The organism is Streptomyces sp. TS71-3 (genome assembly GCF_018327685.1).
Taxonomy (GTDB): Bacteria; Actinomycetota; Actinomycetes; order Streptomycetales; family Streptomycetaceae; genus Streptomyces.
In genome coordinates, this window is the sequence record NZ_BNEL01000001.1 from 2,199,339 (window position 1) to 2,223,495 (window position 24,157).

General features: G+C 73.0%; 19 protein-coding genes. 15 read left to right on the top strand and 4 right to left on the bottom strand.

Annotation, left to right across the window (positions count from 1 at the left end):
• Nucleotides 1-279 precede the first annotated feature (279 nt).
• A complete protein-coding gene (gene rpmB, locus Sm713_RS09025) occupies nucleotides 280-465 on the bottom strand; it encodes a 50S ribosomal protein L28 (protein ID WP_189937345.1) in 186 nt (61 codons plus the stop codon).
• A gap of 632 nt (nucleotides 466-1,097) precedes the next feature.
• Here rpmB and Sm713_RS09030 point away from each other — a divergent pair.
• From Sm713_RS09030 to mutM, 10 genes are all read left to right on the top strand, one after another.
• The gene (locus Sm713_RS09030; RefSeq protein ID WP_212909126.1) at nucleotides 1,098-3,053 is read left to right on the top strand and encodes a DAK2 domain-containing protein; all 1,956 of its coding nucleotides are present in this window, start codon (nucleotides 1,098-1,100) and stop codon (nucleotides 3,051-3,053) included.
• Nucleotides 3,054-3,443: 390 nt separating this feature from the next.
• Nucleotides 3,444-5,744, top strand: coding sequence for an ATP-dependent DNA helicase RecG (locus tag Sm713_RS09035; RefSeq protein WP_249416542.1), 2,301 nt, complete (start codon nucleotides 3,444-3,446; stop codon nucleotides 5,742-5,744).
• Nucleotides 5,745-5,979: 235 nt separating this feature from the next.
• Nucleotides 5,980-6,888, top strand: a complete 909-nt coding sequence (locus Sm713_RS09040; RefSeq protein ID WP_212909128.1) for a hypothetical protein — start codon at nucleotides 5,980-5,982, stop codon at nucleotides 6,886-6,888.
• 287 nt (nucleotides 6,889-7,175) lie between these two features.
• Nucleotides 7,176-7,760, top strand: coding sequence for a 16S rRNA (guanine(966)-N(2))-methyltransferase RsmD (gene rsmD / locus Sm713_RS09045; protein WP_212909129.1), 585 nt, complete (start codon nucleotides 7,176-7,178; stop codon nucleotides 7,758-7,760).
• Between the two features lie 26 nt (nucleotides 7,761-7,786).
• A complete protein-coding gene (gene coaD / locus Sm713_RS09050; RefSeq protein ID WP_212911882.1) occupies nucleotides 7,787-8,266 on the top strand; it encodes a pantetheine-phosphate adenylyltransferase in 480 nt (159 codons plus the stop codon).
• 348 nt (nucleotides 8,267-8,614) lie between these two features.
• Nucleotides 8,615-9,829 carry an ATP synthase F0 subunit B gene (locus Sm713_RS09055; protein WP_212909130.1) on the top strand — a complete coding sequence of 405 codons (1,215 nt, stop codon included), beginning with the start codon at nucleotides 8,615-8,617 and terminating at the stop codon, nucleotides 9,827-9,829.
• Nucleotides 9,830-10,105: 276 nt separating this feature from the next.
• Nucleotides 10,106-10,753 (top strand): DUF177 domain-containing protein, encoded by a 648-nt coding sequence (locus Sm713_RS09060; protein WP_212911883.1) that lies wholly within the window; start codon nucleotides 10,106-10,108, stop codon nucleotides 10,751-10,753.
• 2 nt (nucleotides 10,754-10,755) lie between these two features.
• Nucleotides 10,756-10,929 carry a 50S ribosomal protein L32 gene (gene rpmF, locus Sm713_RS09065; protein ID WP_006139588.1) on the top strand — a complete coding sequence of 58 codons (174 nt, stop codon included), beginning with the start codon at nucleotides 10,756-10,758 and terminating at the stop codon, nucleotides 10,927-10,929.
• Nucleotides 10,930-10,948: 19 nt separating this feature from the next.
• Entirely contained in the window at nucleotides 10,949-11,749 is an 801-nt protein-coding gene (rnc, locus tag Sm713_RS09070) for a ribonuclease III (RefSeq protein ID WP_212909131.1), read from the top strand.
• A 298-nt stretch (nucleotides 11,750-12,047) separates the two neighbouring features.
• Nucleotides 12,048-12,962, top strand: a complete 915-nt coding sequence (mutM, locus tag Sm713_RS09075; RefSeq protein ID WP_212909132.1) for a bifunctional DNA-formamidopyrimidine glycosylase/DNA-(apurinic or apyrimidinic site) lyase — start codon at nucleotides 12,048-12,050, stop codon at nucleotides 12,960-12,962.
• 151 nt (nucleotides 12,963-13,113) lie between these two features.
• On the opposite strand, the gene Sm713_RS09080 is transcribed toward mutM, so the two are convergent.
• Nucleotides 13,114-14,046 carry a CAP domain-containing protein gene (locus Sm713_RS09080; protein ID WP_212909133.1) on the bottom strand — a complete coding sequence of 311 codons (933 nt, stop codon included), beginning with the start codon at nucleotides 14,044-14,046 and terminating at the stop codon, nucleotides 13,114-13,116.
• 134 nt (nucleotides 14,047-14,180) lie between these two features.
• On the opposite strand from Sm713_RS09080, the gene Sm713_RS09085 reads away from it, so the two are divergent.
• The 4 genes from Sm713_RS09085 (at nucleotide 14,181) to Sm713_RS09100 (ending at nucleotide 20,778) form a co-directional block, all read left to right on the top strand.
• The gene (locus Sm713_RS09085) at nucleotides 14,181-14,462 is read left to right on the top strand and encodes an acylphosphatase (RefSeq protein ID WP_212909134.1); all 282 of its coding nucleotides are present in this window, start codon (nucleotides 14,181-14,183) and stop codon (nucleotides 14,460-14,462) included.
• 396 nt (nucleotides 14,463-14,858) lie between these two features.
• Nucleotides 14,859-15,068: a hypothetical protein gene (locus Sm713_RS09090; protein WP_212909135.1), complete on the top strand. Its 210-nt coding sequence runs from the start codon at nucleotides 14,859-14,861 to the stop codon at nucleotides 15,066-15,068.
• 313 nt (nucleotides 15,069-15,381) lie between these two features.
• Nucleotides 15,382-18,987 (top strand): chromosome segregation protein SMC, encoded by a 3,606-nt coding sequence (smc, locus tag Sm713_RS09095; protein WP_212909136.1) that lies wholly within the window; start codon nucleotides 15,382-15,384, stop codon nucleotides 18,985-18,987.
• Between the two features lie 378 nt (nucleotides 18,988-19,365).
• Nucleotides 19,366-20,778 carry a sugar porter family MFS transporter gene (locus Sm713_RS09100; RefSeq protein WP_212909137.1) on the top strand — a complete coding sequence of 471 codons (1,413 nt, stop codon included), beginning with the start codon at nucleotides 19,366-19,368 and terminating at the stop codon, nucleotides 20,776-20,778.
• A gap of 84 nt (nucleotides 20,779-20,862) precedes the next feature.
• On the opposite strand, the gene Sm713_RS09105 is transcribed toward Sm713_RS09100, so the two are convergent.
• Nucleotides 20,863-21,099 carry a hypothetical protein gene (locus Sm713_RS09105; RefSeq protein ID WP_212909138.1) on the bottom strand — a complete coding sequence of 79 codons (237 nt, stop codon included), beginning with the start codon at nucleotides 21,097-21,099 and terminating at the stop codon, nucleotides 20,863-20,865.
• Nucleotides 21,100-21,644: 545 nt separating this feature from the next.
• Between Sm713_RS09105 and ftsY the strand changes: the two genes are divergently transcribed.
• Nucleotides 21,645-22,841 carry a signal recognition particle-docking protein FtsY gene (ftsY, locus tag Sm713_RS09110; protein ID WP_212909139.1) on the top strand — a complete coding sequence of 399 codons (1,197 nt, stop codon included), beginning with the start codon at nucleotides 21,645-21,647 and terminating at the stop codon, nucleotides 22,839-22,841.
• 153 nt (nucleotides 22,842-22,994) lie between these two features.
• On the opposite strand, the gene Sm713_RS09115 is transcribed toward ftsY, so the two are convergent.
• On the bottom strand, nucleotides 22,995-23,681 hold the full coding sequence (locus Sm713_RS09115; protein ID WP_212909140.1) for a bifunctional DNA primase/polymerase: 687 nt from the start codon (nucleotides 23,679-23,681) through the stop codon (nucleotides 22,995-22,997).
• Between the last annotated feature and the right edge of the window lie 476 nt (nucleotides 23,682-24,157).

Consider the following 24,157-nt stretch of genomic DNA (forward strand, 5'->3'; position numbering starts at 1 on the left):
GGGCGCAGCCCCGAAGAAGGGGCGCGGGGAACTGCGCGAAACCCCCGGACAGGTGATCCGGAGCGACAGTCCAAGCCCCACCGGACGGGCGGGTGGGGCAAGGCGGGCCCGAACCCCACGACTGGGCGCCGAACCCCCACCGGCCAACCGCCGCGAACGCGGCACCCCGCACAAAAGCCGGCCCACCCAAAGGTGGACCGGCTCCGCAGCGACCGGTGAGGTGGCCGCGCCAAGACCCTCCCCCCGCCCGTCAAACGCACAGGCCACAGGGGAGACGCGTCAGCGCGAGACCTTGCCGGCCTTGATGCACGAGGTGCAGACATTGAGCCGCTTCGGCGTACCCCCGACCACGGCACGCACGCGCTGGATGTTCGGGTTCCAGCGACGGGGCGTACGGCGGTGCGAGTGGGAGATGCTGTTGCCGAAGCCCGGCCCCTTGCCGCAGACGTCGCAGTTGGCAGCCACGGGTCACTCCAAAGACTTCAGATGCACGTACGGTTGGATCCCGGCACGCCCGAGATCAGAGATCGAGTGGCCTTGCCAGGGAAGAGACCCGATGGGTATCGGGCAACCGGGGCAGCATACAACGGCTGCTTCCGTACAGCGAAATTACCACGGGTGACCCTCCTCCCGTCCCCCGGTGCTCGGCACCCCGGGCCCCCGCTCACCGGGCCCGTCGGTGCAGGCCGGCCCCTTCCCCGCGGTAGTCGCCGGCAGCCAGCGCGGGGAGCCATCACCTGCAGTCATCGCCCGCCGTACTCGCTGGTCGCCTGCCGAACCGGTGCCGCCCCGGCCGGGCCCGGCCCGCGGGCCGTAGGCCCACAGTCCGCGCGCCGTACGCCCGCAGCCGGGTGCCGTCCCAGCGCTCGGGTGCCCCCGCCGGGGTCTACGCTGCTCCAGCAGTGCACGGGGGCTGCGAGGTACCCCCCACAGCCCGCCAGCTCAAGGAGGCGATCCCGACGCAGCCGCCGCAGCAGCCGCCCCCCGTGGAGCCGGACGAGCCGCCCAGGTCCGAGGCGGACGGGCCGGCCACGACGACCGCGCCGGATGGGGCTTCCGTGCCGGACGCCGCCTCCGCAGGACCGTCCCGACCCGCGGTGCCGCCCTCCAGGGGCGAGGAGCGGGTCCTCGACGCCGATTCCGTGCGCACCTGGTGCACGCTCGCACTGGAGGGGCTGGGCCGCTCCCGCGAGGAGATCGACGCGATCAACGTGTACCCGGTGGCGGACGGCGACACCGGAACCAACCTCTATCTGACGCTGGAGTCCGCGGCGCGTGCCGTCGAGGCATCCTTCGCCGGGCTCGATCCCGGGCGGCCCACGCTGGCCGTCGCGGTGCGCGCCATGGCGCACGGCGCCCTCATCGGCGCCTGCGGCAACTCCGGCACGATCGTGGCGCAGCTGCTGCGCGGCATGGCCCAGGTGCTCTCCGGGGAGCACGGCGACGATCCCGGGGACGGCGGCACGGGCGGCGCGGGGCACCTGCGGCGTGCTCTGCGGCGAGCGGCGGAGTCCGCCTACACCGCCGTCACCCGCCCCGTGGAAGGCACCGTGCTGACCGTGGCCTCGGCCGCGGCGGAGGCGGCGGAGCGGGCCGAGGGCGGTTGCGTGGCCGTAGCGCGCGCGGCCCACGAGGGCGCGCGCGTCGCGTTGGAGGCCACTCCGGGCCAGCTCAAGGTGCTGGATCGCGCGGGAGTCGTCGACGCGGGCGGCCAGGGACTCGTGGTGGTCCTCGCGGCCCTCGCCGACGCCTGCACGGGCAGGGACCCGGCCCCGGGAACCCAGCCCCGGGGTTTGCCACCGGTACGGCAGACCGGGGGCGCGGGCCCCGCGGAGAGCACACGACACGCGCGCGAGGGCGACGGCACCCGGTACGCGCGCGAGGGCGCCGTGCGCATCCCTTCGGAGAAGACCCCCGAGCCCGCGGACCCCCTGCCCGCGGACCCCGCACCCCCGGAGCCCGTACCCCTTGCCCCGGTAGCCGCCGACCCCGCGGCGGCGAACCCGCCGGAGACACGCTCGCCGGAGGCCGCCCAGCCCCCCACCGTGAACCCGGCCACGGTGTGCGAGGCCCGCGGAGCCGCCGCCGGCACAACCGCGTCCGCCCCCGGCGCCACGGGCCCCGCCTACGAGGTGATGTACCTCCTGGAGGCCGGCGATGCGGCCGTGGACCGGCTGCGGAACAGGCTCGACGGCCTCGGGGACTCCCTGGTCGTGGTCGGCGGGGACGGCCTGTGGAACGTCCACGTCCACGTCGACGACGCCGGCGCCGCCGTCGAGGCCGGCGTGGAGGCCGGCCGGCCGCACCGCATCCGCATCGCCCACTTCGGAGCCGGAGCCGGAGCCGCGCGCGCGGAGCACGTGCACCCCCTGCCTGCCCGGCGCGAGCGGGCCAAGCGGGCCGTGGTGGCGGTGGTGCCGGGCGAGGGCCTGGGCGAACTGTGCGCCTCGGCCGGCGCCTTCACGGTGCTCGCACGCCCCGGAGAGCCGCCCGCCAGCGGCGAACTGGTGGCCGCGATCCGCCGTGCGGACGCCGACGAGGTGGTCCTGCTGCCCAACGACGACGCCCTCGGGCACACCGCGGCAGCCGCCGCCGGACAGGTGCGGACGGCGGGCATACGCGTCGCCGTCATCCCGACCCGCGCCGCGGTCCAGGGCATCGCAGCCCTCGCCGTGCACGCGCCGGACCGGCGCTTCGACGAGGACGTGGTCGCCATGACCTCGGCCGCGCGCTCCACACGCTTCGCCGAGCTGACCGTCGCCGAGCGCCAGTCGTGGACGACGGCGGGCGTCTGCCAGGCCGGGGACGTACTGGGCATGATCGACGGGGACGTGGCCGTGATCGGCCCCGACCCGGAGGAGACGGCCGCCGCGGTCCTCGACCGGATGCTGTCCTCGGGCGGCGAGATGGTCACCCTCGTCCTCTCGGACGGCTTCCCCGAGGCCGTCGCGGAACGCCTCGAAGCGCACGTCCGGGAATCCCACCTGGCCGTGGACAGCGTCGTCTACCAGGGCGGCCACCCGGCTCCGCTGCTCTTCATCGGCGTGGAGTGACCCCGCGGGGAGCGCTTCCGGAGCGCTCCCCGAAGGCTCGATGAAGGCTCCCCGAGGGCTCCGCGCAGCACTGCACCGTGCAGAAGCGATTCCCCAAGCGCTCGCCGGAGCCTTGCCCCTTGCCCGGCCTGGAGCGGGGAAGGCCCCGTGCCGGGCGGGGAGTGTCCCGTACCGGGCGGGAGGCCTCGTACCGGCGGGCGAGGCCCCGCGCCGGGCGGCCCCCGGCGCGACCGGTCACCGGAGCCCGGCGCGACCGATCACCGGAGCCCGGTGCGACCGGGCATCCCGCCGCGGAGTCCCCGCCGTGTCAGTGCCGTGGTGTCCAATGGAAGCGTGCCCGCGCTCGAAGAACCCCTGAAGAAAGTGGTCGGCCCCGCCACCGCCAAGGTGATGGCCGAGCACCTCGGCCTGCACTCGGTCGGCGACCTGCTGCACCACTACCCCCGCCGCTACGCGGAGCGCGGCGAGCTGACCCGACTCGCCGACCTGCCGCTGGACGAGCACGTCACGGTCGTCGCCCAGGTCGCGAGCGCCCGCCTGCTGCCGTTCCGGTCGGGCGGCGGCCAGCGGCTGGAGGTCACGATCACGGACGGCAGCGGCCAGCTCCAGCTGGTCTTCTTCGGCCGCGGCGTGCACAAGCCGCACAAGGACCTGCTGCCCGGCACGCGCGCGATGTTCGCCGGCAAGGTCTCCGTCTTCAACCGCAAGCTCCAGCTCGCCCACCCCGCGTACGAGCTCCTGCGCGGCGGGGACGGCGACGCGTCCGAGGCCGTCGACTCCTGGGCGGGCGCCCTGATCCCGATCTATCCGGCCACCGCGAAGCTGGAGTCCTGGAAGATCGCCAAGGCGGTCGACGCGGTGCTGCCCGCCGCACAGGAAGCCGTCGACCCGCTGCCGCCCGCGCTCAAGGAAGGCCGGGGCCTGGTCCCGCTGCCGGAGGCCCTGCTGAAGGTCCACCGCCCCGGCAGCAAGGCCGACATCGCCGACGCGCGTGCCCGCCTGAAGTGGGACGAGGCCTTCGTCCTCCAGGTGGCCCTGGCACGCAGGCGGCACGCCGACAGCCAGTTGCCCGCCGTGCCCCGCAGGCCCCTGCCGGACGGCCTGCTGACCGCCTTCGACGCCCGCCTGCCGTTCACGCTCACCGAGGGCCAGCAGCGCGTCTCCCGGGAGATCTTCGACGACCTCGCCTCCGAGCACCCCATGCACCGGCTGCTGCAGGGCGAGGTCGGCTCCGGAAAGACGATGGTCGCGCTGCGCGCCATGCTCGCCGTGGTGGACGCCGGCGGACAGGCCGCCATGCTCGCGCCCACCGAGGTGCTGGCCCAGCAGCACCACCGTTCCATCACGGAGATGATGGGCGAGCTCGCCGAAGGGGGCATGCTCGGCGGCGCGGAGCACGGCACCAAGGTGGTCCTGCTGACCGGCTCCATGGGCGCGGCCGCCCGGCGGCACGCCCTGCTGGACCTGGCCACCGGCGAGGCCGGCATCGTCATCGGCACCCATGCGCTCATCGAGGACAAGGTGCAGTTCCACGACCTGGGCCTGGTCGTCGTCGACGAGCAGCACCGGTTCGGGGTGGAGCAGCGCGACGCCCTGCGCGGCAAGGGCAAGCAGCCGCCCCACCTGCTCGTCATGACCGCCACCCCCATTCCGCGCACGGTCGCCATGACCGTCTTCGGCGACCTGGAGACCTCGGTCCTCGACCAGCTCCCGGCCGGCCGCTCGCCCATCGCCAGCCATGTCGTGCCGGCCCAGGACAAGCCGCACTTCCTCCAGCGGGCCTGGGAGCGGGTCCGCGAGGAGGTCGAGGCCGGCCACCAGGCATACGTCGTCTGCCCCCGGATCGGCGACTCCGAGGACCAGGCGGCGCAGGCCGACCAGGCCGCGTCCGGCGGTAAGGGCGGCAAGGCCGGTAAGGGCGGCAAGGCCGGTAAGGGCGCCAAGGGCGGCAAGGCCGACGACGGCGGGGAGGAGCGCGGCGGGGCGGGCGTGCGCGGCGCGGGCGCCGGAGCGTCCGGGAAGGTCGCGGCCCCCGCTCCGGACGAACCGCCGGACGGCTCCGCCGACCCCGACAAACGCCCCCCGCTGGCCGTCCTGGACGTCGCCGAGCAGCTCGCCGCGGGCCCCCTGCGAAGCCTCTCGGTGGAGTCCCTGCACGGCAGGATGCCGCCCGACGAGAAGGACGCCGTGATGCGCCGCTTCGCCGCGGGCGAGACGGACGTCCTGGTCGCCACGACCGTCATCGAGGTCGGCGTGAACGTCCCGAACGCCACCGCGATGGTCATCATGGACGCCGACCGCTTCGGCGTCTCGCAGCTCCACCAGCTCCGCGGGAGGGTCGGCCGCGGCTCGGCGCCCGGCCTGTGCCTGCTGGTCACCGAGATGCCGGAGGCGAGCGACGCCCGCGCCCGGCTGAACGCCGTCGCCGCCACTCTCGACGGCTTCGAGCTCTCCCGCATCGACCTGGAGCAGCGCCGCGAGGGCGACGTGCTCGGCCAGGCGCAGTCCGGGGTGCGCTCCTCGCTGCGGGTGCTCGCCGTCATCGAGGACGAGGAGATCATCGCCGAGGCCCGCGAGGAGGCGTCCGCCGTCGTCGCCGATGACCCCGAACTCACCGCCCTGCCGGGCCTGCGCACGGCCCTGGAGGCGCTGCTCGACGCCGAGCGCGAGCAGTACCTGGAGAAGGGCTGAGAACCCCGGAAGGCGGACGGGACCCGGCCGGGCGACAACGGCGCGAGCTCCGGTCCGCGCGCGGCCGGCCTCGCGTGGTCCCCGGCCTCCCGTGTCCCCCGGACCCGGATCCGGATCCGGTAAATCCCCCTGGATCAAACGGTTGTGCTAATCACTGAGGGTTCGGCAGACTTCTCCCGATCCGGCGGGGAATGTCGCCCCGCCGGGTGGCACACCACACATTGGGGGGTACTTCATGAAACTCGTCCTGCACAGATCCGTGCGGGCGGCCGGGGCGCTGGCCCTCGCCCTGGCGTTCGCCGCCGGCACCACAGGACTCGTCGGCGGCTCCACGGCCCAGGCCCAGCAGGCCACTTCGGCCTCGCTCAGCTTCAGTGGCGACGAGGGGGACTACATCAGCGGCGGCCAGTCGTACGCGTACTCGACGGACGCCCAGGACCGCCTCGACGTCTCGGCGAGCTCCGACCTCGGGCACGTCAACGTCTCGGTGAACGGCGCGCACGGCGACTGGTGGTACCTCGACCTGGCGGCGCCGTCGGGCCAGGCCCTGAAGCCGGGCACGTACGAGGGCGCGACCCGGTACCCGTTCAACGGCGCCGCGGAGCCCGGGCTCTCGCTCGACGGCAACGGCCGCGGCTGCAACACGCTCACGGGCTCCTTCACGGTCTCCAAGGCCGACTTCGGGCCCAACGGGTACGTCGAGGCCTTCGACGCCACCTACGAGCAGCACTGCGAGGGGGGCTCCGCGGCGCTGCGCGGCGAGGTGCACATCGCGAACCCGGCCCCGCCCGCCCAGCTCGGCCTGGGCGTCGACATCGCCCCCGACGGCACGGCGAGCACCCTGAACGGCAAGGCCACCGTGCACGGCACGGTCAGCTGCAACAAGCCGGTCGAGCTCACCATCGGCGGCACGGTGACGCAGGTCAAGAAGGGCGTGCTCATCCGCGGCAACTACAGCACCACCGCGGACTGCACTCCCGGTGCCGCGGTGGCCTGGAGCGCCCAGGCCGATCCGACGGGCACCACGCCCTTCCAGAAGGGCGACGTGGAGGTCTCCGCGCAGGCGTTCGCGGCCGACCCCGACTACCCGGGCCAGAGCGTGACGGACAGCGAGACCGTCGCCGTCCACCTCGCCAAGGGCTGATCCGGCCCGCTCCGGACGGGAGGCCCCAGGGGCGGCCCCGCCACCAGGGGCCGTCCCACCCGCCGGCCGCGGCCCCGGCCGCCGGCTCCCCCGCGGAGCCCGGCGGCCGGGCCGCGGTCTCTCGCCGGCGGGGCCGAACGCCATACGACAGGAACGCCAGGGGCCCTGGACGGGAAAAACGCCAGGGGCCCTGGACGGGAAACTGAGACACTGAAGGTACAGCCACCCCCACGGGCGACCCTCACAAGGGCCACCAGGGGCTCCGTACCGGACCGACAAGGACTGACATGACCCGCGTGATCGCCGGTACCGCCGGCGGGCGCCGTCTCGCCGTGCCGCCGGGCCAGGGCACCCGGCCCACCTCGGACCGGGCCCGCGAGGGACTCTTCTCCACCTGGGAGTCGCTGCGCGGGACCCTCTCCGGCGCCCGTGTGGCCGACCTGTACGCGGGCTCCGGCGCCGTCGGCCTGGAGGCGCTGTCCCGGGGCGCCGCCCACGCCCTGCTCGTGGAGCCCGACCCCAGGGCCGTGCGCACCCTGCGCGAGAACGCCAGGACCCTCGCCCTGCCGGGCGCCGAGGTCCGCGCCGCGAAGGCCGAACAGGCCGTCGCGGGAGCGCCCCCCGAGCAGCCGTACGACCTCGTCTTCCTGGACCCGCCCTACGCGCTCCCGGACAGCGATCTTGGCGAGATCCTGGTCACACTCGCCGCCCGAGGGTGGCTCGCGGGCGAAGCCCTCGTCACCGTGGAGCGCAGCACCAGAGGCGGGGAGTTCGGGTGGCCGGCCGGCTTCGAGGCCATCAGGTCCCGGCGATACGGTGAGGGCACGTTCTGGTACGGTCGCGCCGCCTCTACGCGCCACGAAGCACCATGACCGGACCGGAGAGCGAGGGACTTCAGTTGCGCCGCGCCGTCTGTCCGGGGTCGTTCGACCCCATCACCAATGGCCATCTCGACATCATCAGCCGCGCCTCCAAGCTGTACGACGAGGTGTACGTCGCGGTGATGATCAACAAGTCCAAGCAGGGACTGTTCGGCATCGACGAGCGGATCGACCTGATCCGCCAGGTCACCGCCGACTTCGGCAACGTCCAGGTGGAGGCCTTCCACGGCCTGCTCGTCGACTTCTGCAAGCAGCGGGACATCCCGGCCATCGTCAAGGGCCTGCGCGCGGTCAGCGACTTCGACTACGAGCTCCAGATGGCCCAGATGAACAACGGCCTCTCGGGCGTCGAGACGCTCTTCGTGCCCACCAACCCGACGTACAGCTTCCTGTCCTCGTCGCTGGTGAAGGAGGTGGCCACCTGGGGTGGCGACGTCTCCCACCTGCTGCCCGACGTGGTCACCGAGGCCCTGTTGCGCCGGCTGCGGGAGAAGTGACGCCCACCCCCGCGCGCACGGCGGTGCGCTCGACCCCTGGCGTGCCCGGCGCTCGGGCCGGGCGGCCCTCCCCCGTGCCGCCCCATCTCCCGTCGCCTCAGCGTGCGTTGCGCCACACCCCGACGCGTCACCGACGACGCGCCGGGGGTGCCGGAACGCGCCGTATCCCCTCATCCGCCGCCCGGCGTCCGCCGACTGGCCGTACAGTCGGTGCAGTCGTTTCGTAGTCTGTTCGCAGTCCGTGGCCGTGGACCCGCACGCGAGGACGGCCCGAGGGTTCACGGGCACCGCAATGCACCCTTCAAGAGCGAAGGGCCCCTCCTCAGTACAGAGAATGGCGAGCACACGGTGGACGTGCAGAAGAAGCTCGATGACATCGTCGCGGCGGTCGGCAACGCCCGGTCCATGCCCATGTCGGCCTCGTGCGTGGTCAACCGTGCCGAGCTGCTCTCCCTGCTGGAGGAGGTCAGGGCCGCCCTGCCCGGCTCCCTCGCGCAGGCCGAGGAGCTGATCGGCGGCCGCGAGCAGCTCGTCGAGCAGGCCCGCCAGGAGGCGGAGCGGATCATCGAGACGGCGCACGCCGAGCGCGGCTCGCTCCTCTCGGACACCGAGATCGCCCGCCGCTCGCAGGTGGAGGCCGAGCGCATCCTCGCCGAGGCGCGCCAGGAGGCGGAGGAGATCAAGGCGGAGGCCGACGACTACGTCGACTCCAAGCTCGCCAACTTCGAGGTCGTCCTCACCAAGACCCTCGGCTCCGTGGGCCGCGGCCGCGAGAAGCTGCTCGGCACCGGCTCGGGCCTGGACGAGGACGGCTACGAGGACCCCGACTACGCCGAGGCCCCCGAGCGCAGCCACGACCCCGAGACCCTGCGCGAGCGGGCCGACGGCTACGTGGACGTCAAACTCGGCGCCTTCGAGTCGGTACTCGCCAAGACCCTGGAGGCCGTCGGCCGCGGCCGCCAGAAGCTGCACGGCCGGGTGGCGAGCGACGAGCTGGGCGGCCTCGACGCCGACAGCGCCGACAACGGCCGGCACACCAGCGACGCGGACTACCTGGCCGGCCTCGCGGGCCCCTCCGCCGCGGCCGCCGCGGCTCCCGGCCAGAGCCCGGAGCAGCCCGCGGAACAGCCCCGCATCCCGCACCAGGCGGTGGCGGCGCAGCTCGCCGAGGAGGCCGCCGCCCAGCTCGCCGAGCAGGCCGTGGCCGCCCACGCGGACCCCTACCAGGCCCAGGCCCAGGACCCCGGCCAGCAGGTCTACGCCCAGCAGGATGCGTACGGCTACGCGCAGCAGGACGCCTACGGCCAGCAGGCCGGCTACCAGCAGGACGCCTACGCGTACCAGCAGGCGTACGCCCAGCAGGACCCGTACGGCTACGCCCAGCAAGGCGGCTACGGCTACCCGCAGCAGGGCTACGACCAGGCGGCCCAGCAGCCGCACGCGGGCTACGACCCGAACCAGGGCGACGCCGCCGCCCTGGACGAGACCAGCCTCTTCGACACGAGCATGATCAGCACGGAGCAGCTCCGCCAGTACCAGGAGTCGCGCGGCTACGAGCAGTGACCGCATGCCCGGCCCATGCGGCTTCGGCGACGGCGGCACCGGTGGGCCGTCCCGGGTCGGCGCCCTTCCGGCCGGTTTGGGCCGAGCGCAAGTGGTCCAGTATCCTGTCGATTCGGTCGCGCGTACGCCCGCGGTCCGGGCTGCCCGCTCGCTGAGCCTCTCACTCAACGGGTTCGCTGTCCTGATCACGGATGGCGCGGCCGGCACCCTCACCCGTTGACGTGCGGCTTCCGCCGCAGGCAGCGGAGTACCGAAGACCGGAAAGCAGGAAGAGCCCTGAACGCCCGCCTCGACCACCGCAAGCCCCTCGTGTTCGACACGCACGAGCTGGGCCGGCGTCCCGGTGCCATGCAGCGCGTCGCGCGCACCATCGAGGCACCCGGCGGCGACGAGGTCTTCGGCATCGGTGGCGTCGTCGCGGTGCCCCAGGGCGCCGACGTCGAGCTCGACCTCCGGCTGGAGTCGGTCATGGAGGGCGCGCTCGTGACGGGCACCGCCCACGCCATGGCCGCGGGGGAGTGCGTAAGGTGTCTGGAGCCGCTCAAGCTCACGCTCGACGCGGACTTCCAGGAGATGTTCTCGTATCCCGACCTCGACGACCGCGGGCGCCCCATGGCACGCCAGGAGGAGCCCGCCGACGACGAGGAGGAAGAGGACAGGCTCTTCGTCGAGGACGGTCTGATCGACCTCGAACCGGTGCTGCGCGATGCGGTGGTGCTCGCACTGCCGATGCAGCCGGTGTGCCGGGAGGACTGCCCGGGCCTGTGTCCCGACTGCGGGGCACGCCTGGCGGACGACCCGGACCACCACCACGATGACGCCGTCGACATCCGTTGGGCGGCACTGCAAGGACTCGCCGAGACCGTCCAGGACGGCGAGAAGGACGTGCCCCGCTCCGGCGGGGATGACTCACAGGAGAAGTAGCCGTGGCTGTTCCGAAGCGGAAGATGTCGCGCAGCAACACGCGCCACCGCCGGTCGCAGTGGAAGGCTGCGGTCCCCACGCTGGTGGCGTGCGAGCGCTGCCACGAGCCCAAGCTGCAGCACATCGCGTGCCCCGCTTGCGGCACCTACAACAAGCGTCAGGTCCTAGAGGTCTGAGCGGCTGGTGAGGGGCACGATGCCAGACGCCAGGAAGAACAGGCCCCGCTCCGGCGGGGACGGTCTGACGGCCTCGTCCCACGCGCTTCTGGAAGGGCGGCTCGGGTACCACCTGGAGTCCGCCCTTCTGGTGCGTGCGCTGACGCACCGCTCCTACGCCTACGAGAACGGCGGCCTGCCGACCAACGAGCGGCTGGAGTTCCTCGGGGACTCCGTGCTCGGCCTGGTCGTCACGGACACGCTGTACCGCATCCACCCCGACCTGCCCGAGGGCCAGCTGGCCAAGCTGCGGGCCGCGGTGGTGAACTCGCGGGCTCTGGCGGAGGTGGGCCGGGGGCTCGAACTCGGTTCCTTCATCCGGCTCGGCCGGGGCGAGGAGGGCACGGGCGGCCGGGACAAGGCGTCGATCCTCGCCGACACCCTCGAAGCGGTGATCGGCGCGGTCTACCTGGACCAGGGGCTCGACGCGGCGGGGGAGCTGGTGCACCGGCTGTTCGACCCGTTGATCGAGAAGTCCTCGAATCTGGGCGCGGGCCTGGACTGGAAGACCAGCCTCCAGGAGCTCACCGCGACCGAGGGGCTCGGCGTGCCCGAGTACCTGGTCACGGAGACCGGCCCGGACCACGAGAAGACCTTCACTGCTGCTGCCCGCGTCGGAGGCGTCTCGTACGGCACCGGCACCGGCCGCAGCAAGAAGGAAGCGGAGCAGCAGGCGGCCGAGGCCGCCTGGCGGGCGATCCGCGAGGCCGCCGACGCGAGGGTGGCCCCTGGGGCCACGTCAGCCGAAGCACCTCCCCCGACGGACCCGACACCGGCCTGAGCCCGGGCCACGACGACACCGTCGGGTCGTCACCGACCCGGTGGGCGTGGTTTCGGTCGTGTCCGGACCGCCTGTCGGTGGGTGGTTGCTCGCGCGGTTCCCCGCGCCCCTGTCGGGGCGCAGCCCCGTCCTTCAGGGGCGCGGGGAACCGCGCGACGGACCACGACGACACCGTCGGGTCGCCACCGGCCCAAAGGGGCAGTCGGGGTCGTATCCAGACCACCGGCACCGACCGCGGAACCCGCTTCGCGTGCCCCCGGCAGGCCAACGCGGCCCCGGCAAAGCCAAGGAGGAGAACATGCCCGAGCTCCCCGAGGTCGAGGTGGTCCGCCGCGGCCTGGCCCGGTGGGCCGCGCACCGCACCATCGCCGAAGCCGAGGTCCTCCACCCCCGCGCCATCCGCCGCCACGCCCCCGGCGCCGACGACTTCGTCCACCGCCTGAAGGGCCTGCGCTTCGACACGCCGCGGCGCCGCGGCAAGTACCTCTGGCTGCCGCTGGCGGACACCCCCTTCGCGGTCCTCGCCCACCTCGGCATGAGCGGCCAGATGCTCATCAAGCCCCACGACGCCCCCGACGAGAAGCACCTGCGCATCCGGATCCGCTTCACGGACACCATGGCGCCTGTCGGCGCGCCCGGTGTCGCGGAAGCCGGGGGCACCGAGCTCCGCTTCGTCGACCAGCGCACCTTCGGCGGCCTCTCGCTGCACGAGACCACCCCCGACGGGTTGCCCGACGTCATCGCGCACATCGCCAGGGATCCGCTCGACCCGCGATTCGACGCCGATGCCTTCCACACCGCGCTGCGCGGCAGGCGGAGCACCATCAAACGTGCCCTGCTCGACCAGTCGCTGATCAGCGGAGTGGGCAACATCTACGCCGACGAGGCGCTGTGGCGGTCCAGGCTCCACTACGAGCGGCCCACCGCCACCTTCACCCGCCCCCGCACCGCCGAACTCCTCGGCCACGTACGCGATGTGATGAACGCCGCGCTCGCCGTGGGCGGCACCAGCTTCGACAGCCTCTACGTCCATGTGAACGGCGAGTCCGGCTACTTCGACCGCTCGCTCGACGCCTACGGCCGGGAGTCCGAGCCCTGCCGCCGCTGCGCCACGCCCATGCGCCGCCGGCCCTGGATGAACCGCTCCAGCTACTTCTGCCCCCGCTGCCAGCGCCCACCGCGCCCCGCGGCGCTCCGCCCGGCGCTGCCCTGACGCCGAAGCCGGCTCTCGGAGCAGTCCTCGGAAGCGAGAGCGGTCCGAGCCGGAGCAGTCCCAGGCAGGGCAGCCCAAGCGAGAGCAGTTCCAGCCAGGGCAGCCCAAGCGAGAGCAGTCCCAGGCAGGGCAGCCCCAGCCGGAGCAGTCCTCAGAAGCCGAAGTCCTCGGTCCACCAGGGCCCGCCGGAGCCGTAGTGGACGCCGACGCCGATGCTCTCGTACTGGCAGTTCAGGATGTTGGCGCGGTGGCCCGCGCTGTGCATCCACGAGTCCATCACCGCCGCCGCGTCCGCCTGCCCGCGGGCTATGTTCTCGCCGCCCAGATCGTGTATGCCGGCCGCCGCGGCCCGGTCCCAGGGGGAGCGGCCCTGCGGGTCCGTGTGGTCGAAGAAGCCCTCGGCGGCCATCTCCGTGCTGAAGTCGCCCGCGAGCTGCGCCAGCGCCTTGTCGGAGTGCAGCGGCTGGCAGCCCGCCTTGCCGCGCTCCTGGTTCACCAGGCTCAGTACCTGGGCCTCGGCCGCGCTCTCCTTGGACGCCGTCGTCGCGGTGGGCGCGGGCGCGGAGGCGGTCGTGGGGGCGCTCGACGGAGCCGAGCCGCCGGTGCCGTGCGTGGCCGGCGCAGGCGTGGTCCGGCCGGCCGGAGTGTGCGCGGCCGGTGTCCTGCCGGCCGTCTTCGAGGCGGCCGGGTCCCCGGACGGCGAAGGTCTCGCCGAAGGGGACGCGGCATGGCGGGTGGCACGGTCCGGGTGCGCGGTCCCGGTGCCGTCCACGCGCCCGCCGGTGCCGCCCTGGGTTTCGAGACCCGTCGGGGTGCCGGCCGAGCGCACCTGGTCCGAGCCGTCGTCACCGCCGAGGGAGTACGAGCCGCCGCCGGGCAGCACTCCCGTGGCCACCGCGACCGCTCCCATGGCGACCGCTGCGGACACGCCCAGCAGGCCCGTGCGGACCGCGGTGGACCCGCGCCTGCGGTGCCGGTGCGCGCCGGACAGGGGCCGCTCGCCGAGGTCGGCGCCGTGAACCGTGGCGGCGGGCCCCCGGTCCGTGGTGGCGCGTCCGGCGTCGGAGCGTCGATGGCGTCCCATGTTCTCGCCTCCAGATCCCCGCGGTTTCCATCGAAGTTTCACTCGGACGAGTGAGACGTCACGGATGGGGACGCTACCCCATGCCGGTGGCGACGGAGGTGCCCGCGGACCGATTCGGCGGTTAGCGTGCAGCCATGAACGAGGACGTGCGGCTCACCGCCTGGGTACGCGGCCGGGTGCAGGGAGTGGGTTTCCGCTGGTACACACGGGCCAAGGCGAAGGAGATCGGTGGCCTGAGCGGCGTTGCCCGGAACCTGGCGGACGGCCGGGTCCAGGTCGTCGCGGAGGGCCCCCGGGACAGGGCCGAGCGGCTGCTCGAGTGGTTGCGCGGCGGCGACACGCCCGGCAGGGTCGACGGTGTCACTGAGATCTGGGACACGTCACGCGGCGGTTTCGAAGGGTTCCAGGAGGACTGACACGCGGTGACGACGCACCGCACCGCGGTGCATGCAAGGCCGTCCACAGGCGCGTCACAGACAAGAATCGGCTGGTCGGTGCCGATGGAGGGGCTTGCCGCCGGGCGGCCGGGCAGGCCAAGATGATCTTCCCCGTGTTACCGCCTCCCGGGCACCGAAGCAGTAGCCGCGCCGCATCCACGCCCTTGCGCGCTACCGGGCGGCCCGCCCGCCGGGGCTTGATCGTGTTGACCGTCAAACTTTTTGGTGAGACTCTGGAAGCCCCGCGCACCTTAACTGTTTGGCGTCGAGAGCGGCAGTACGAATCAGAAGAAGCCGGACACCGCGGGAGCGAAGATCCCTCATACACGACCCACACCGCTACGGTCGGTCACTCATTGTGGAGGACCATCCATCATGGCAAAGGCGCTTCTCGGTTACGTCGGCGGCTCCGACCCTCGACTCCTCGCCGAGATGCGACGGCTCCAGCAGCGCGTCCAGGACCTGGAATCCGAGCTCGTACGCATCCAGGCGGAGAACGACGCACTTGCGGCTGCCGCTTCGCACGACGGCGACTCGCTCCTGAAGAGCGTCGACGTACCCCAGGCGGAGCCTGCGCTCACCTGACCCACGCTCTGCTCTGCTGAATCGATGGACGGGCTGCCCCCAGCGGCGACCCGTTCTGCAAGGGACGCTTCGGCGTCCCTTCTTTCTTACCCCATTTCGGTGCACCGTCCACCGGTCCGGTCCGGTCCAGCCCGGCCGGCTCCTTGAGGGGGCGGCCCACGCTGCCGGTCCTCGACCGCCCCATGGCCCCACCGCCCACGGGGTTGAGTCCTTCTGTTCCCCTTCCTTCAAGGTCTGGTGTGCCCTGCACGTTCCTGGGTGAAACCGCGAGTTCACTCAGGGGCAGCGCGACCGGAAGGTAAAGTGCGGCGACGTGCACCTCAAGGCCCTGACCCTGCGTGGCTTCAAATCGTTCGCGTCGGCGACGACGCTGCGGTTCGAGCCGGGCATCACCTGCGTCGTCGGACCCAACGGCTCCGGCAAGTCCAACGTCGTGGACGCGCTGTCCTGGGTCATGGGTGAGCAGGGTGCGAAGTCGCTGCGCGGCGGCAAGATGGAGGACGTCATCTTCGCCGGCACCACCGGGCGCCCCCCGCTCGGCCGCGCCGAGGTCTCCCTCACCATCGACAACACGGACGGCGCGCTGCCCATCGAGTACGCCGAGGTCACCATCACGCGGATCATGTTCCGCAACGGCGGCAGCGAGTACCAGATCAACGGCGACACGTGCCGGCTGCTCGACATCCAGGACCTGCTCTCCGACTCCGGCATCGGCCGCGAGATGCACGTCATCGTCGGCCAGGGCCAGCTCGACTCGGTGCTGCACGCCGACCCGATGGGCCGCCGCGCGTTCATCGAGGAGGCCGCGGGCGTCCTCAAGCACCGCAAGCGCAAGGAGAAGGCGCTCAGGAAGCTGGACGCGATGCAGGCCAACCTGGCCCGCGTCCAGGACCTCACCGACGAGCTCCGCCGCCAGCTCAAACCGCTGGGCCGGCAGGCCGCCGTCGCCCGCCGCGCCGCCGTCATCCAGGCCGATCTGCGCGACGCCCGGCTGCGCCTGCTCGCCGACGACCTCGTCCAGATGCGCACCGCCCTGCAGACCGAGGTCGCCGACGAGGCCGCGCTGAAGGAGCGCAAGGAGGGCACCGAGGCCGAGCTGAAGGCGGCCCTCGGCAGGGAGGCGGCGCTGGAGGACGAGGTCCGCCGGCTCTCTCCCCGGCTGCAGCGCGCCCAGCAGACCTGGTACGAGCTGTCGCAGCTCGCCGAGCGGGTGCGCGGCACCATCTCGCTGGCCGACGCCCGGGTGAAGAGCGCCACCTCCCAGCAGCCCGAGGAGCGCCGCGGGCGCGACCCCGAGGACCTGGAGCGCGAGGCCGCCCGCATCCGCGAGCAGGAGGCGGAGCTGGAAGCCGCCCTGGAGGCCGCCGAACGCGCCCTGGACGACACCGTCTCGCACCGCGCCGAGCTGGAGCGGGAGCTCGCCCTGGAGGAACGGCGCCTCAAGGACGCCGCCCGCGCCATCGCCGACCGCCGCGAGGGGCTGGCACGGCTCGGCGCCCAGGCCGGCGCCGCCCGCTCCCGCGCCGCGGCCGCCCAGGCCGAGATCGACCGCCTCGCCTCCGCCCGCGACGAGGCGCACGAGCGCGCCGTCACCGCCCAGGAGGAGTACGAGCAGCTCAAGGCCGAGGTCGACGGCCTGGACGCCGGTGACGAGGAGCTGGCCGGGGAGCACGAGGCGGCCAAGGGCGCGCTGGCGGAGGCGGAGAACGCGGCGAGCGCCGCCCGGGAAGCCGCCACCGCCGCCGAGCGCAAGCGTGCCGCCGTGGCCGCCCGCCACGAGGCCCTGGCCCTCGGCCTGCGCCGCAAGGACGGCAGCGGCGCCCTGCTCGCGGCCCAGGACCGGCTGACCGGCCTGCTCGGACCGGCGGCGGAACTCCTTACGGTGACCCCCGGCCACGAGGTCCAGGTGGCCGCGGCCTTCGGGGCCGCCGCGGACGCGATCGCCGTCGCCACCCCGGCGTCGGCCGCGGAGGCCATCCGCCTGCTGCGCAAGCAGGACGCCGGACGTGCCGCGCTGCTGCTCGCCGGGGAGCAGGCCCCGCATCCCGCGGGAGCGGACGCCGCCCAGGCCGGCGAAACCGCCCCGGCCCGGGTGCCCGAGGCCGCGCCGAGCGGCTCGCCGTGGGCCGCCGACCTGGTGCGTGGCCCCGCAGAGCTGATGCCCGCGGTGCGGCGCCTGCTCCGCGGCATCGTTGTCGTGAACACCCTGGAGGACGCAGAGGACCTCGTCTACGCCCACCCCGAGCTGACCGCCGTCACCGGTGAAGGCGACCTGCTGGGGGCGCACTTCGCACACGGCGGCTCCGCCGGCGCCCCCAGCCTCCTGGAGGTCCAGGCGTCCGTGGACGAGGCCGCCGCGGAGCTGGAGGAGCTGGCGGAGCGGTGCGAGGAGCTGACGGCCGCCCAGCAGGAGGCCACCGGGCGGCGCAAGGAGTGTGCGGCCCGCGTGGAGGAGCTGGCCGAGCGCCGGCGCGTGGTCGACCGGGAGAAGTCGTCCGTGGCGCAGCAGCTCGGCCGGCTGGCCGGGCAGGCCAGGGGAGCCGCGGGGGAGGCCGAGCGTGCCGCCGCGGCCGCCGCCCGCGCGCAGGACGCGCTGGACCGCGCCACCGAGGAGGCCGAGGAACTGGCCGAACGCCTCGCCATCGCGGAGGAGACCGCGGGCAGCGACGAGGAGCCGGACACCTCCCTGCGCGACCGGCTCTCCGCCGACGGCGCCAACGCCCGGCAGACCGAGATGGAGGCCCGCCTCCAGGTCCGCACCCACGAGGAGCGCGTCAAGGGCCTCGCGGGCCGGGCCGACTCGCTCGACCGCGCGGCACGCGCCGAACGAGAGGCACGCGCGCGTGCGGAACAGCGCAAGGCCCGGCTGCGCCACGAGGCCACGGTCGCCGACGCGGTGGCACGCGGCGCCCGGCAACTGCTGGCCCACGTCGAGGTCTCCGTCGGGCGCGCCGACGCCGAACGCGCCGCGGCCGAGCAGGCCAAGGCGGCCCGCGAGCAGGAACTGACCGCCGCCCGCGCACAGGGCCGCGACCTCAAGTCCGAACTCGACAAGCTGACGGATTCAGTTCACCGCGGTGAGGTACTCGGTGCCGAAAAGCGGCTGCGTATCGAGCAGCTGGAGACGAAGGCACTGGAGGAACTGGGCGTGGAACCCGCAGGTCTGATCGCCGAGTACGGACCCGACCAGCTCGTGCCGCCGTCCCTGCCCGCCGAGGGCGAGGAGCTTCCCGAGGACCCCGAGCACCCGCGCAACAGACCCACGCCGTTCGTGCGCGGCCAGCAGGAGAAGCGGCTCAAGGCGGCCGAGCGGGCCTACCAGCAGCTGGGCAAGGTCAACCCGCTGGCGCTGGAGGAGTTCGCCGCGCTGGAGGAGCGCCACAAGTTCCTCTCCGAGCAGCTGGAGGACCTCAAGAAGACCCGCGCCGACCTCCTCCAGGTCGTCAAGGAGGTCGACGAACGCGTCGAGCAGGTCTTCACGGAGGCCTACCGGGACACGGCCCGGGAGTTCGAGGGCGTCTTCTCGCGGCTCTTCCCCGGCGGCGACGGCCGGCTGATCCTCACCGACCCCGAGAACATGCTGACCACCGGCGTGGACGTCGAGGCGAGACCCCCCGGCAAGAAGGTCAAGCGGCTCTCCCTGCTGTCCGGCGGCGAGCGCTCCCTGACCGCGGTGGCGCTGCTCGTGTCGATCTTCAAGGCGCGCCCCAGCCCGTTCTACGTGATGGACGAGGTGGAGGCGGCGCTCGACGACACCAACCTCCAGCGGCTGATCCGGATCATGCAGGAGTTGCAGGAGGCCTCGCAGCTCATCGTGATCACCCACCAGAAGCGCACGATGGAGGTCGCCGACGCCCTCTACGGCGTCTCGATGCAGGGCGACGGCGTCTCCAAGGTGATCAGCCAGCGGCTGCGCTGAGATCCGGCCCGGCACCTGCCTGCCTGGCCGGATCTCGACGTGCGGCCGGGCAGGAACCGGCGCCGTACGAGGCTCGGGTGCCGCAGCGGTCGGAGCGTGCCGTGGCCGCCGCCACGCAGGGGACCACCGGCTCCGGGTGGTGGTGTCTCCCTGCCCTGGTCAGAGCACTGATAGCGACCATTCGTTCATTCCTTGAATCCAGCCGCCCTCTTCAATGGAAGGTAAATTCAAGGACCCCACCTATTGACTTCGATACTTGAAGACATAGTCTCGGCAACGTTGTTTTTACGTTCAGGTGGTGCGTGGCCTGTTGGTGTGCGCCACGGAGGGACCCAGCCGCCACCGCGGCAGTGTTGCCTACGGCATGAGGAGTGGCCAGTGACCAGCACAACGGCAACACAGTCCGCGAGGGAAGCGCATCCCGAACACCTCGGGCATGTGATCTTCATCGCGGCGGCGGCCGCCATGGGCGGTTTCCTCTTCGGCTACGACAGTTCCGTCATCAACGGAGCCGTGGAAGCCATCCGTTCCCGCTACGACGTCGGCTCGGCCGCCCTGGCCCAGGTCATCGCCATCGCGCTGATCGGCTGCGCGATCGGGGCCGCCACCGCGGGCCGGATCGCCGACCGCATCGGCCGGATCCGGTGCATGCAGATCGCCGCGGTACTCTTCACCGTGAGCGCCGTCGGCTCCGCGCTGCCGTTCGCGCTGTGGGACCTCGCCCTCTGGCGGATCATCGGCGGATTCGCCATCGGCATGGCCTCCGTCATCGGCCCGGCCTACATCGCCGAGGTCTCGCCGCCCGCCTACCGGGGCCGGCTCGCCTCGTTCCAGCAGGCCGCGATCGTCGTCGGCATCGCGCTCTCACAGCTCGTCAACTGGGGCCTGCTGAACGCGGCGCACGGCGACCAGCGCGGCTCCCTGCTCGGCCTGGAGGCCTGGCAGGTCATGCTCGGCGTGATGGTGATCCCGTCCATCCTCTACGGGCTGCTGTCCTTCGCCATCCCCGAGTCGCCCCGCTACCTGATCTCCGCCGGCAAGCAGACCAGGGCCCGCGAGGTGCTGGCCGACATCGAGGGTCCCGGCACCGACCTGGACGCCCGGCTCGGAGAGATCGAGCAGGCCATGCGCCGCGAGCACAGGTCCACCTTCCGCGACCTGCTCGGCGGCCGGGCCTACTTCAAGCCGATCGTCTGGATCGGCATCGGGCTCTCCGCGTTCCAGCAGCTCGTCGGCATCAACGTCGCCTTCTACTACTCGGCCACGCTGTGGCAGTCGGTGGGAGTGAACCCGACGGAGTCGTTCCTCTACTCCTTCACCACGTCGATCATCAACATCCTCGGCACCGTGATCGCGATGATCTTCGTCGACCGGATCGGCCGCAAGCCGCTCGCGCTGATCGGCTCGACGGGCATGGCGGTCGGGCTCGCGCTGCTGGCCTGGGCGTTCTCGGCACCCCTCGTCGACGGCAAGCTGCCGGCCACGCAGGGCTGGGTCGCCCTGATCGCCGCGCACTTCTTCGTGCTCTGCTTCGCGCTCTCCTGGGGCGTCGTCGTCTGGGTCCTGCTCGGCGAGATCTTCCCCAACCGGATCCGCGCGGCCGCGCTCGGCGTCGCCGCCTGCGCCCAGTGGATCGCGAACTGGGCGATCACCGCGAGCTTCCCGTCGCTGTCCGACTGGAGCCTCTCCGGCACGTACGTCATCTACACCGTCTTCGCCGTGCTCTCCATTCCCTTCACGATCAGGTTCGTGAAGGAGACCAAGGGCAAGGCGTTGGAGGAGATGGGCTAACGTCCCCGCCGCCCGTCTCCTCGATCCGTCCGCCGCCCCGGCCCGGCCAGAGCCCGAGCCGGGGCGGCGGTTTCGTACGGACCGCTACGGGGCCTCGGGCCCGGGGGTGTGCGGTGCCGGCGCGGGCGGGGCCTGCGTGCCGGTGACGGTCCAGCGGCCCACCTCGCGGTACGCCGAGTCGTGGACGGCCGAGCCCGCGCCGCCGCCCAGGTCGTAGTGGCGGAGGTTGCCGGCCCAGTAGCGCAGGATGCGGCCGAGCTCCCGGGCCGGGTCCGCGTCGGGCGGCGTGTCGTCGATGTCGACTTCGAGAAGGAACCTCACCTGTCGGGTCTCCCATCCCTCGTGGGGGTCGTGTGGGGTCTTCGTCTGCTGCCACCGGTGTCGTGGTCCCCCCTGCCACCGGTGTCGTGCTCTCCATCGTTCCATTGCACCGTCCTGTGAGACTTCTCCCGAGTTCGCGCAGAGAGACGCGGATATATGTGAGAAAAGTCCAAATCCGCGGTCAGGGGGCATCGAGCCGCGTGCGCCTCCGCGCGCGTCCAGGACCGGTGCGGGCGCGTGGCGCGGGCAGGCGCGGGTGAGGGGCTCGGCGGGAGTGACGGCCGGGTGGGGGCGAAGGCTGTCCGGGAGTGAAGGCTGTCCGGGAGTAGCGCCACGGAGAGAAGCGGAGGAGCCGGGCCCGGCAAGGGCGGTCGCCGCCGCGGGGAGCGGCCGCTCCCCGCCCGCCGGGCGCCCCCCTCGGGGCCCGGTCCGGCGGTGCGGCACCGAGGCATACCACGCATACAGCGGTCGCCGGGCGGACGTCCGGGAGATCAGGGTGGCGCCCCGGGCCCCGGAGCACCCCGATACCTGATACTGGGGGCGTTATGGAAATCGTCATCCTTGCTGTAGTCATCGCCGTGGTCGTGATCGGCGCAGTCAGCGGGCTCGTGATCGGCAGCCGCAGGAAGCGGACGCCCCCGCAGGCCGAGGCACCCACTCAGACCCCCGACATCACCGCACCGCCGCGGCCCCAGGCTCCGGAGGAGGGCGGCGAGCCAGGCCGCGCCCCCCAGGACGGCGGCGCGCCGACCGCCGAGGCGGAGCCACCGGCCCCCGTGGTCACCGAGCCCGAGGCGCCGCCCGCCATCGAGGTGCCCGAGCCCGCCGCGGGCCGCCTGGTGCGGCTGCGCGCCCGCCTTTCGCGGTCGCAGACCGCGCTCGGCAAGGGACTGCTCACGCTGCTGTCCCGCGACAACCTCGACGACGACACCTGGGAGGAGATCGAGGACACCCTGCTGACCGCCGACGTCGGCGTGGCGCCCACCCAGGAGCTGGTCGGCCGGCTGCGGGAGCGCGTACGGGTGCTCGGCACCCGCACCCCCGAGGAGCTGCGCGCCCTGCTCCGCGAGGAGCTGCTGACGCTGGTCGGCACCGACCTGGACCGCACCGTGCACACCGAGTCCGGCCTCGACACCCCGGGCATCGTGCTCGTCGTCGGTGTCAACGGCACCGGCAAGACCACCACGACGGGCAAGCTGGCGCGCGTCCTCGTCGCCGACGGCAAGTCCGTCATCCTCGGCGCCGCCGACACCTTCCGCGCCGCGGCCGCCGACCAGCTCCAGACCTGGGGCAAGCGGGTGGGCGCCCGTACCGTGCGCGGCCCCGAGGCGGGCGACCCGGCGTCCGTCGCCTTCGACGCCGTCAAGCAGGGCGGCGAGACGGGTGCCGACGTCGTCCTCATCGACACCGCGGGCCGGCTGCACACCAAGACGGGCCTGATGGACGAGCTGGGCAAGGTCAAGCGGGTCGTCGAGAAGCACGCCCCGGTCGACGAGGTGCTGCTGGTCCTGGACGCCACCACCGGCCAGAACGGTCTGGTGCAGGCGCGGGTGTTCTCGGAGGTCGTGGACGTCAGCGGCATCGTGCTCACCAAGCTGGACGGCACGGCCAAGGGCGGCATCGTCATCTCGGTCCAGCGCGAGCTGGGCGTGCCGGTCAAGCTGATCGGCCTCGGCGAGGGCCCGGACGACCTGGCCCCCTTCGAACCCGAAGCGTTCGTGGACGCCCTGATCGGCACTTGAGGGTGCGTCCCTGAGAGTGCGGCGCATCGAAACTGGAGAGGCGCGGACGACAGCGCAGGACCCCGCCGGCCGGCGGCCGACCACCCGAGAGGGACCGGCCGCCGGCCGGTGCCGTGGGTTCGGCCCTCGATACGGGTTCAGCCCCGCGCGGGTTCAGTCAGCGACGCCGGTGCAGCCGCCGAGCGGCGCGCGGTGGGCCATGTACGCCAGCGTCCCCAGCAGCAGCCGCGCCTCGGGCGGCTCGCGCACCGCACTCGCCATGTCGACGTCGGGGGCCCGCAGCCAGCGCACCGGCCCCAGCCCGCCCCGGTCGAACGGCGGAGCGGTGATGTGCTCGCCGGCCCCCAGGCCGCACAGGTCGAGCTCGGCCCCGTCCCACCCCATCCGGTACAGCAGCACCGGCAGCTCGGCCGCCGCGCCCGGTGCCACGAAGAACTGCGCACGGCCACTCGGAGTGAGCGCCACGGGCCCCAGCGGCAGCCCCATCCGCTCCAGCCGCACCAGCGCCTGCCGCCCGGCGGCCTCCGGGACCTCGATCACGTCGAAGGCCGCTCCCACCCGGAGCATCGCGGCCGCCCCGGGGAAGCGGGCCCACACCTTGCCGACCTCGTCGAGCGTGGCCCCGGCGGGCACGACCGGCGCGAAGTCGAAGGGGTGGGCGCCGGGTGCCGGGCAGCCGGCACGTCCACAGGAGCAGGTGTGCGCGGCGGCCCGGGCGCCGGGCACGACGTCCCAGCCCCACAGGCCCGTGAACTCGGCCACCAGGGTGCACTCCGAGGCGCGGCCGCGGCGACGCGAGCCCGACCGCAGCTCGCGGCTGCCGCCGATCGTGAAACCCATGCCCCCTCCAACGGGTTCGGTGCGCCGCTGGTTACGTCCTGGAATCGTCCCGTGACGCTCTGTTCTCACTTCTGTCCTCTGTCCCGGAAGCCGTCCTGTCATGGCGTCCTCATGGCGGCGTCTGGTGGTGCCACGGGTGGTACTGCGCGCGTGCTCGCGCCCCCGCGTGCTCCCGTCCAACCGCTGCCGGTTCGCCGCCCTTTCGGGCATGCCGTGTCAAGTGAATCGTGCGGAGTGCCCGGCGAGTTCATTCGAAGGGGTGGCGAATGGTGGCGTTTCGATAATCTCCCTGGCCGAATGGGTGACTGCGGCGTTACTTTCAGTACACAATCCGGGACAGGCCGCGTCGGCGACTATGCCGACGGCATGTGGCTCCCGTGCCGGGCGGATTCCGGTGGAAATGCGCGCAAGGCCATGACCTCGGCGAATTATCCCGCTATCCGGGAATTCCGCGCACCGGACGGACTGCCGCGCGG

Coding starts and splice junctions, on each gene's coding strand:
- ftsY (WP_212909139.1), top strand. CDS start 21,645: ATGGAAATCGTCATCCTTGCTGTAGTCATCGCCGTGGTCGTGATCGGC.
- Sm713_RS09080 (WP_212909133.1), bottom strand. CDS start 14,046: ATGGGACGCCATCGACGCTCCGACGCCGGACGCGCCACCACGGACCGG.
- rnc (WP_212909131.1), top strand. CDS start 10,949: ATGCCAGACGCCAGGAAGAACAGGCCCCGCTCCGGCGGGGACGGTCTG.
- mutM (WP_212909132.1), top strand. CDS start 12,048: ATGCCCGAGCTCCCCGAGGTCGAGGTGGTCCGCCGCGGCCTGGCCCGG.
- Sm713_RS09035 (WP_249416542.1), top strand. CDS start 3,444: ATGGCCGAGCACCTCGGCCTGCACTCGGTCGGCGACCTGCTGCACCAC.
- Sm713_RS09115 (WP_212909140.1), bottom strand. CDS start 23,681: ATGGGTTTCACGATCGGCGGCAGCCGCGAGCTGCGGTCGGGCTCGCGT.
- Sm713_RS09085 (WP_212909134.1), top strand. CDS start 14,181: ATGAACGAGGACGTGCGGCTCACCGCCTGGGTACGCGGCCGGGTGCAG.
- rsmD (WP_212909129.1), top strand. CDS start 7,176: ATGACCCGCGTGATCGCCGGTACCGCCGGCGGGCGCCGTCTCGCCGTG.
- Sm713_RS09090 (WP_212909135.1), top strand. CDS start 14,859: ATGGCAAAGGCGCTTCTCGGTTACGTCGGCGGCTCCGACCCTCGACTC.
- Sm713_RS09040 (WP_212909128.1), top strand. CDS start 5,980: ATGAAACTCGTCCTGCACAGATCCGTGCGGGCGGCCGGGGCGCTGGCC.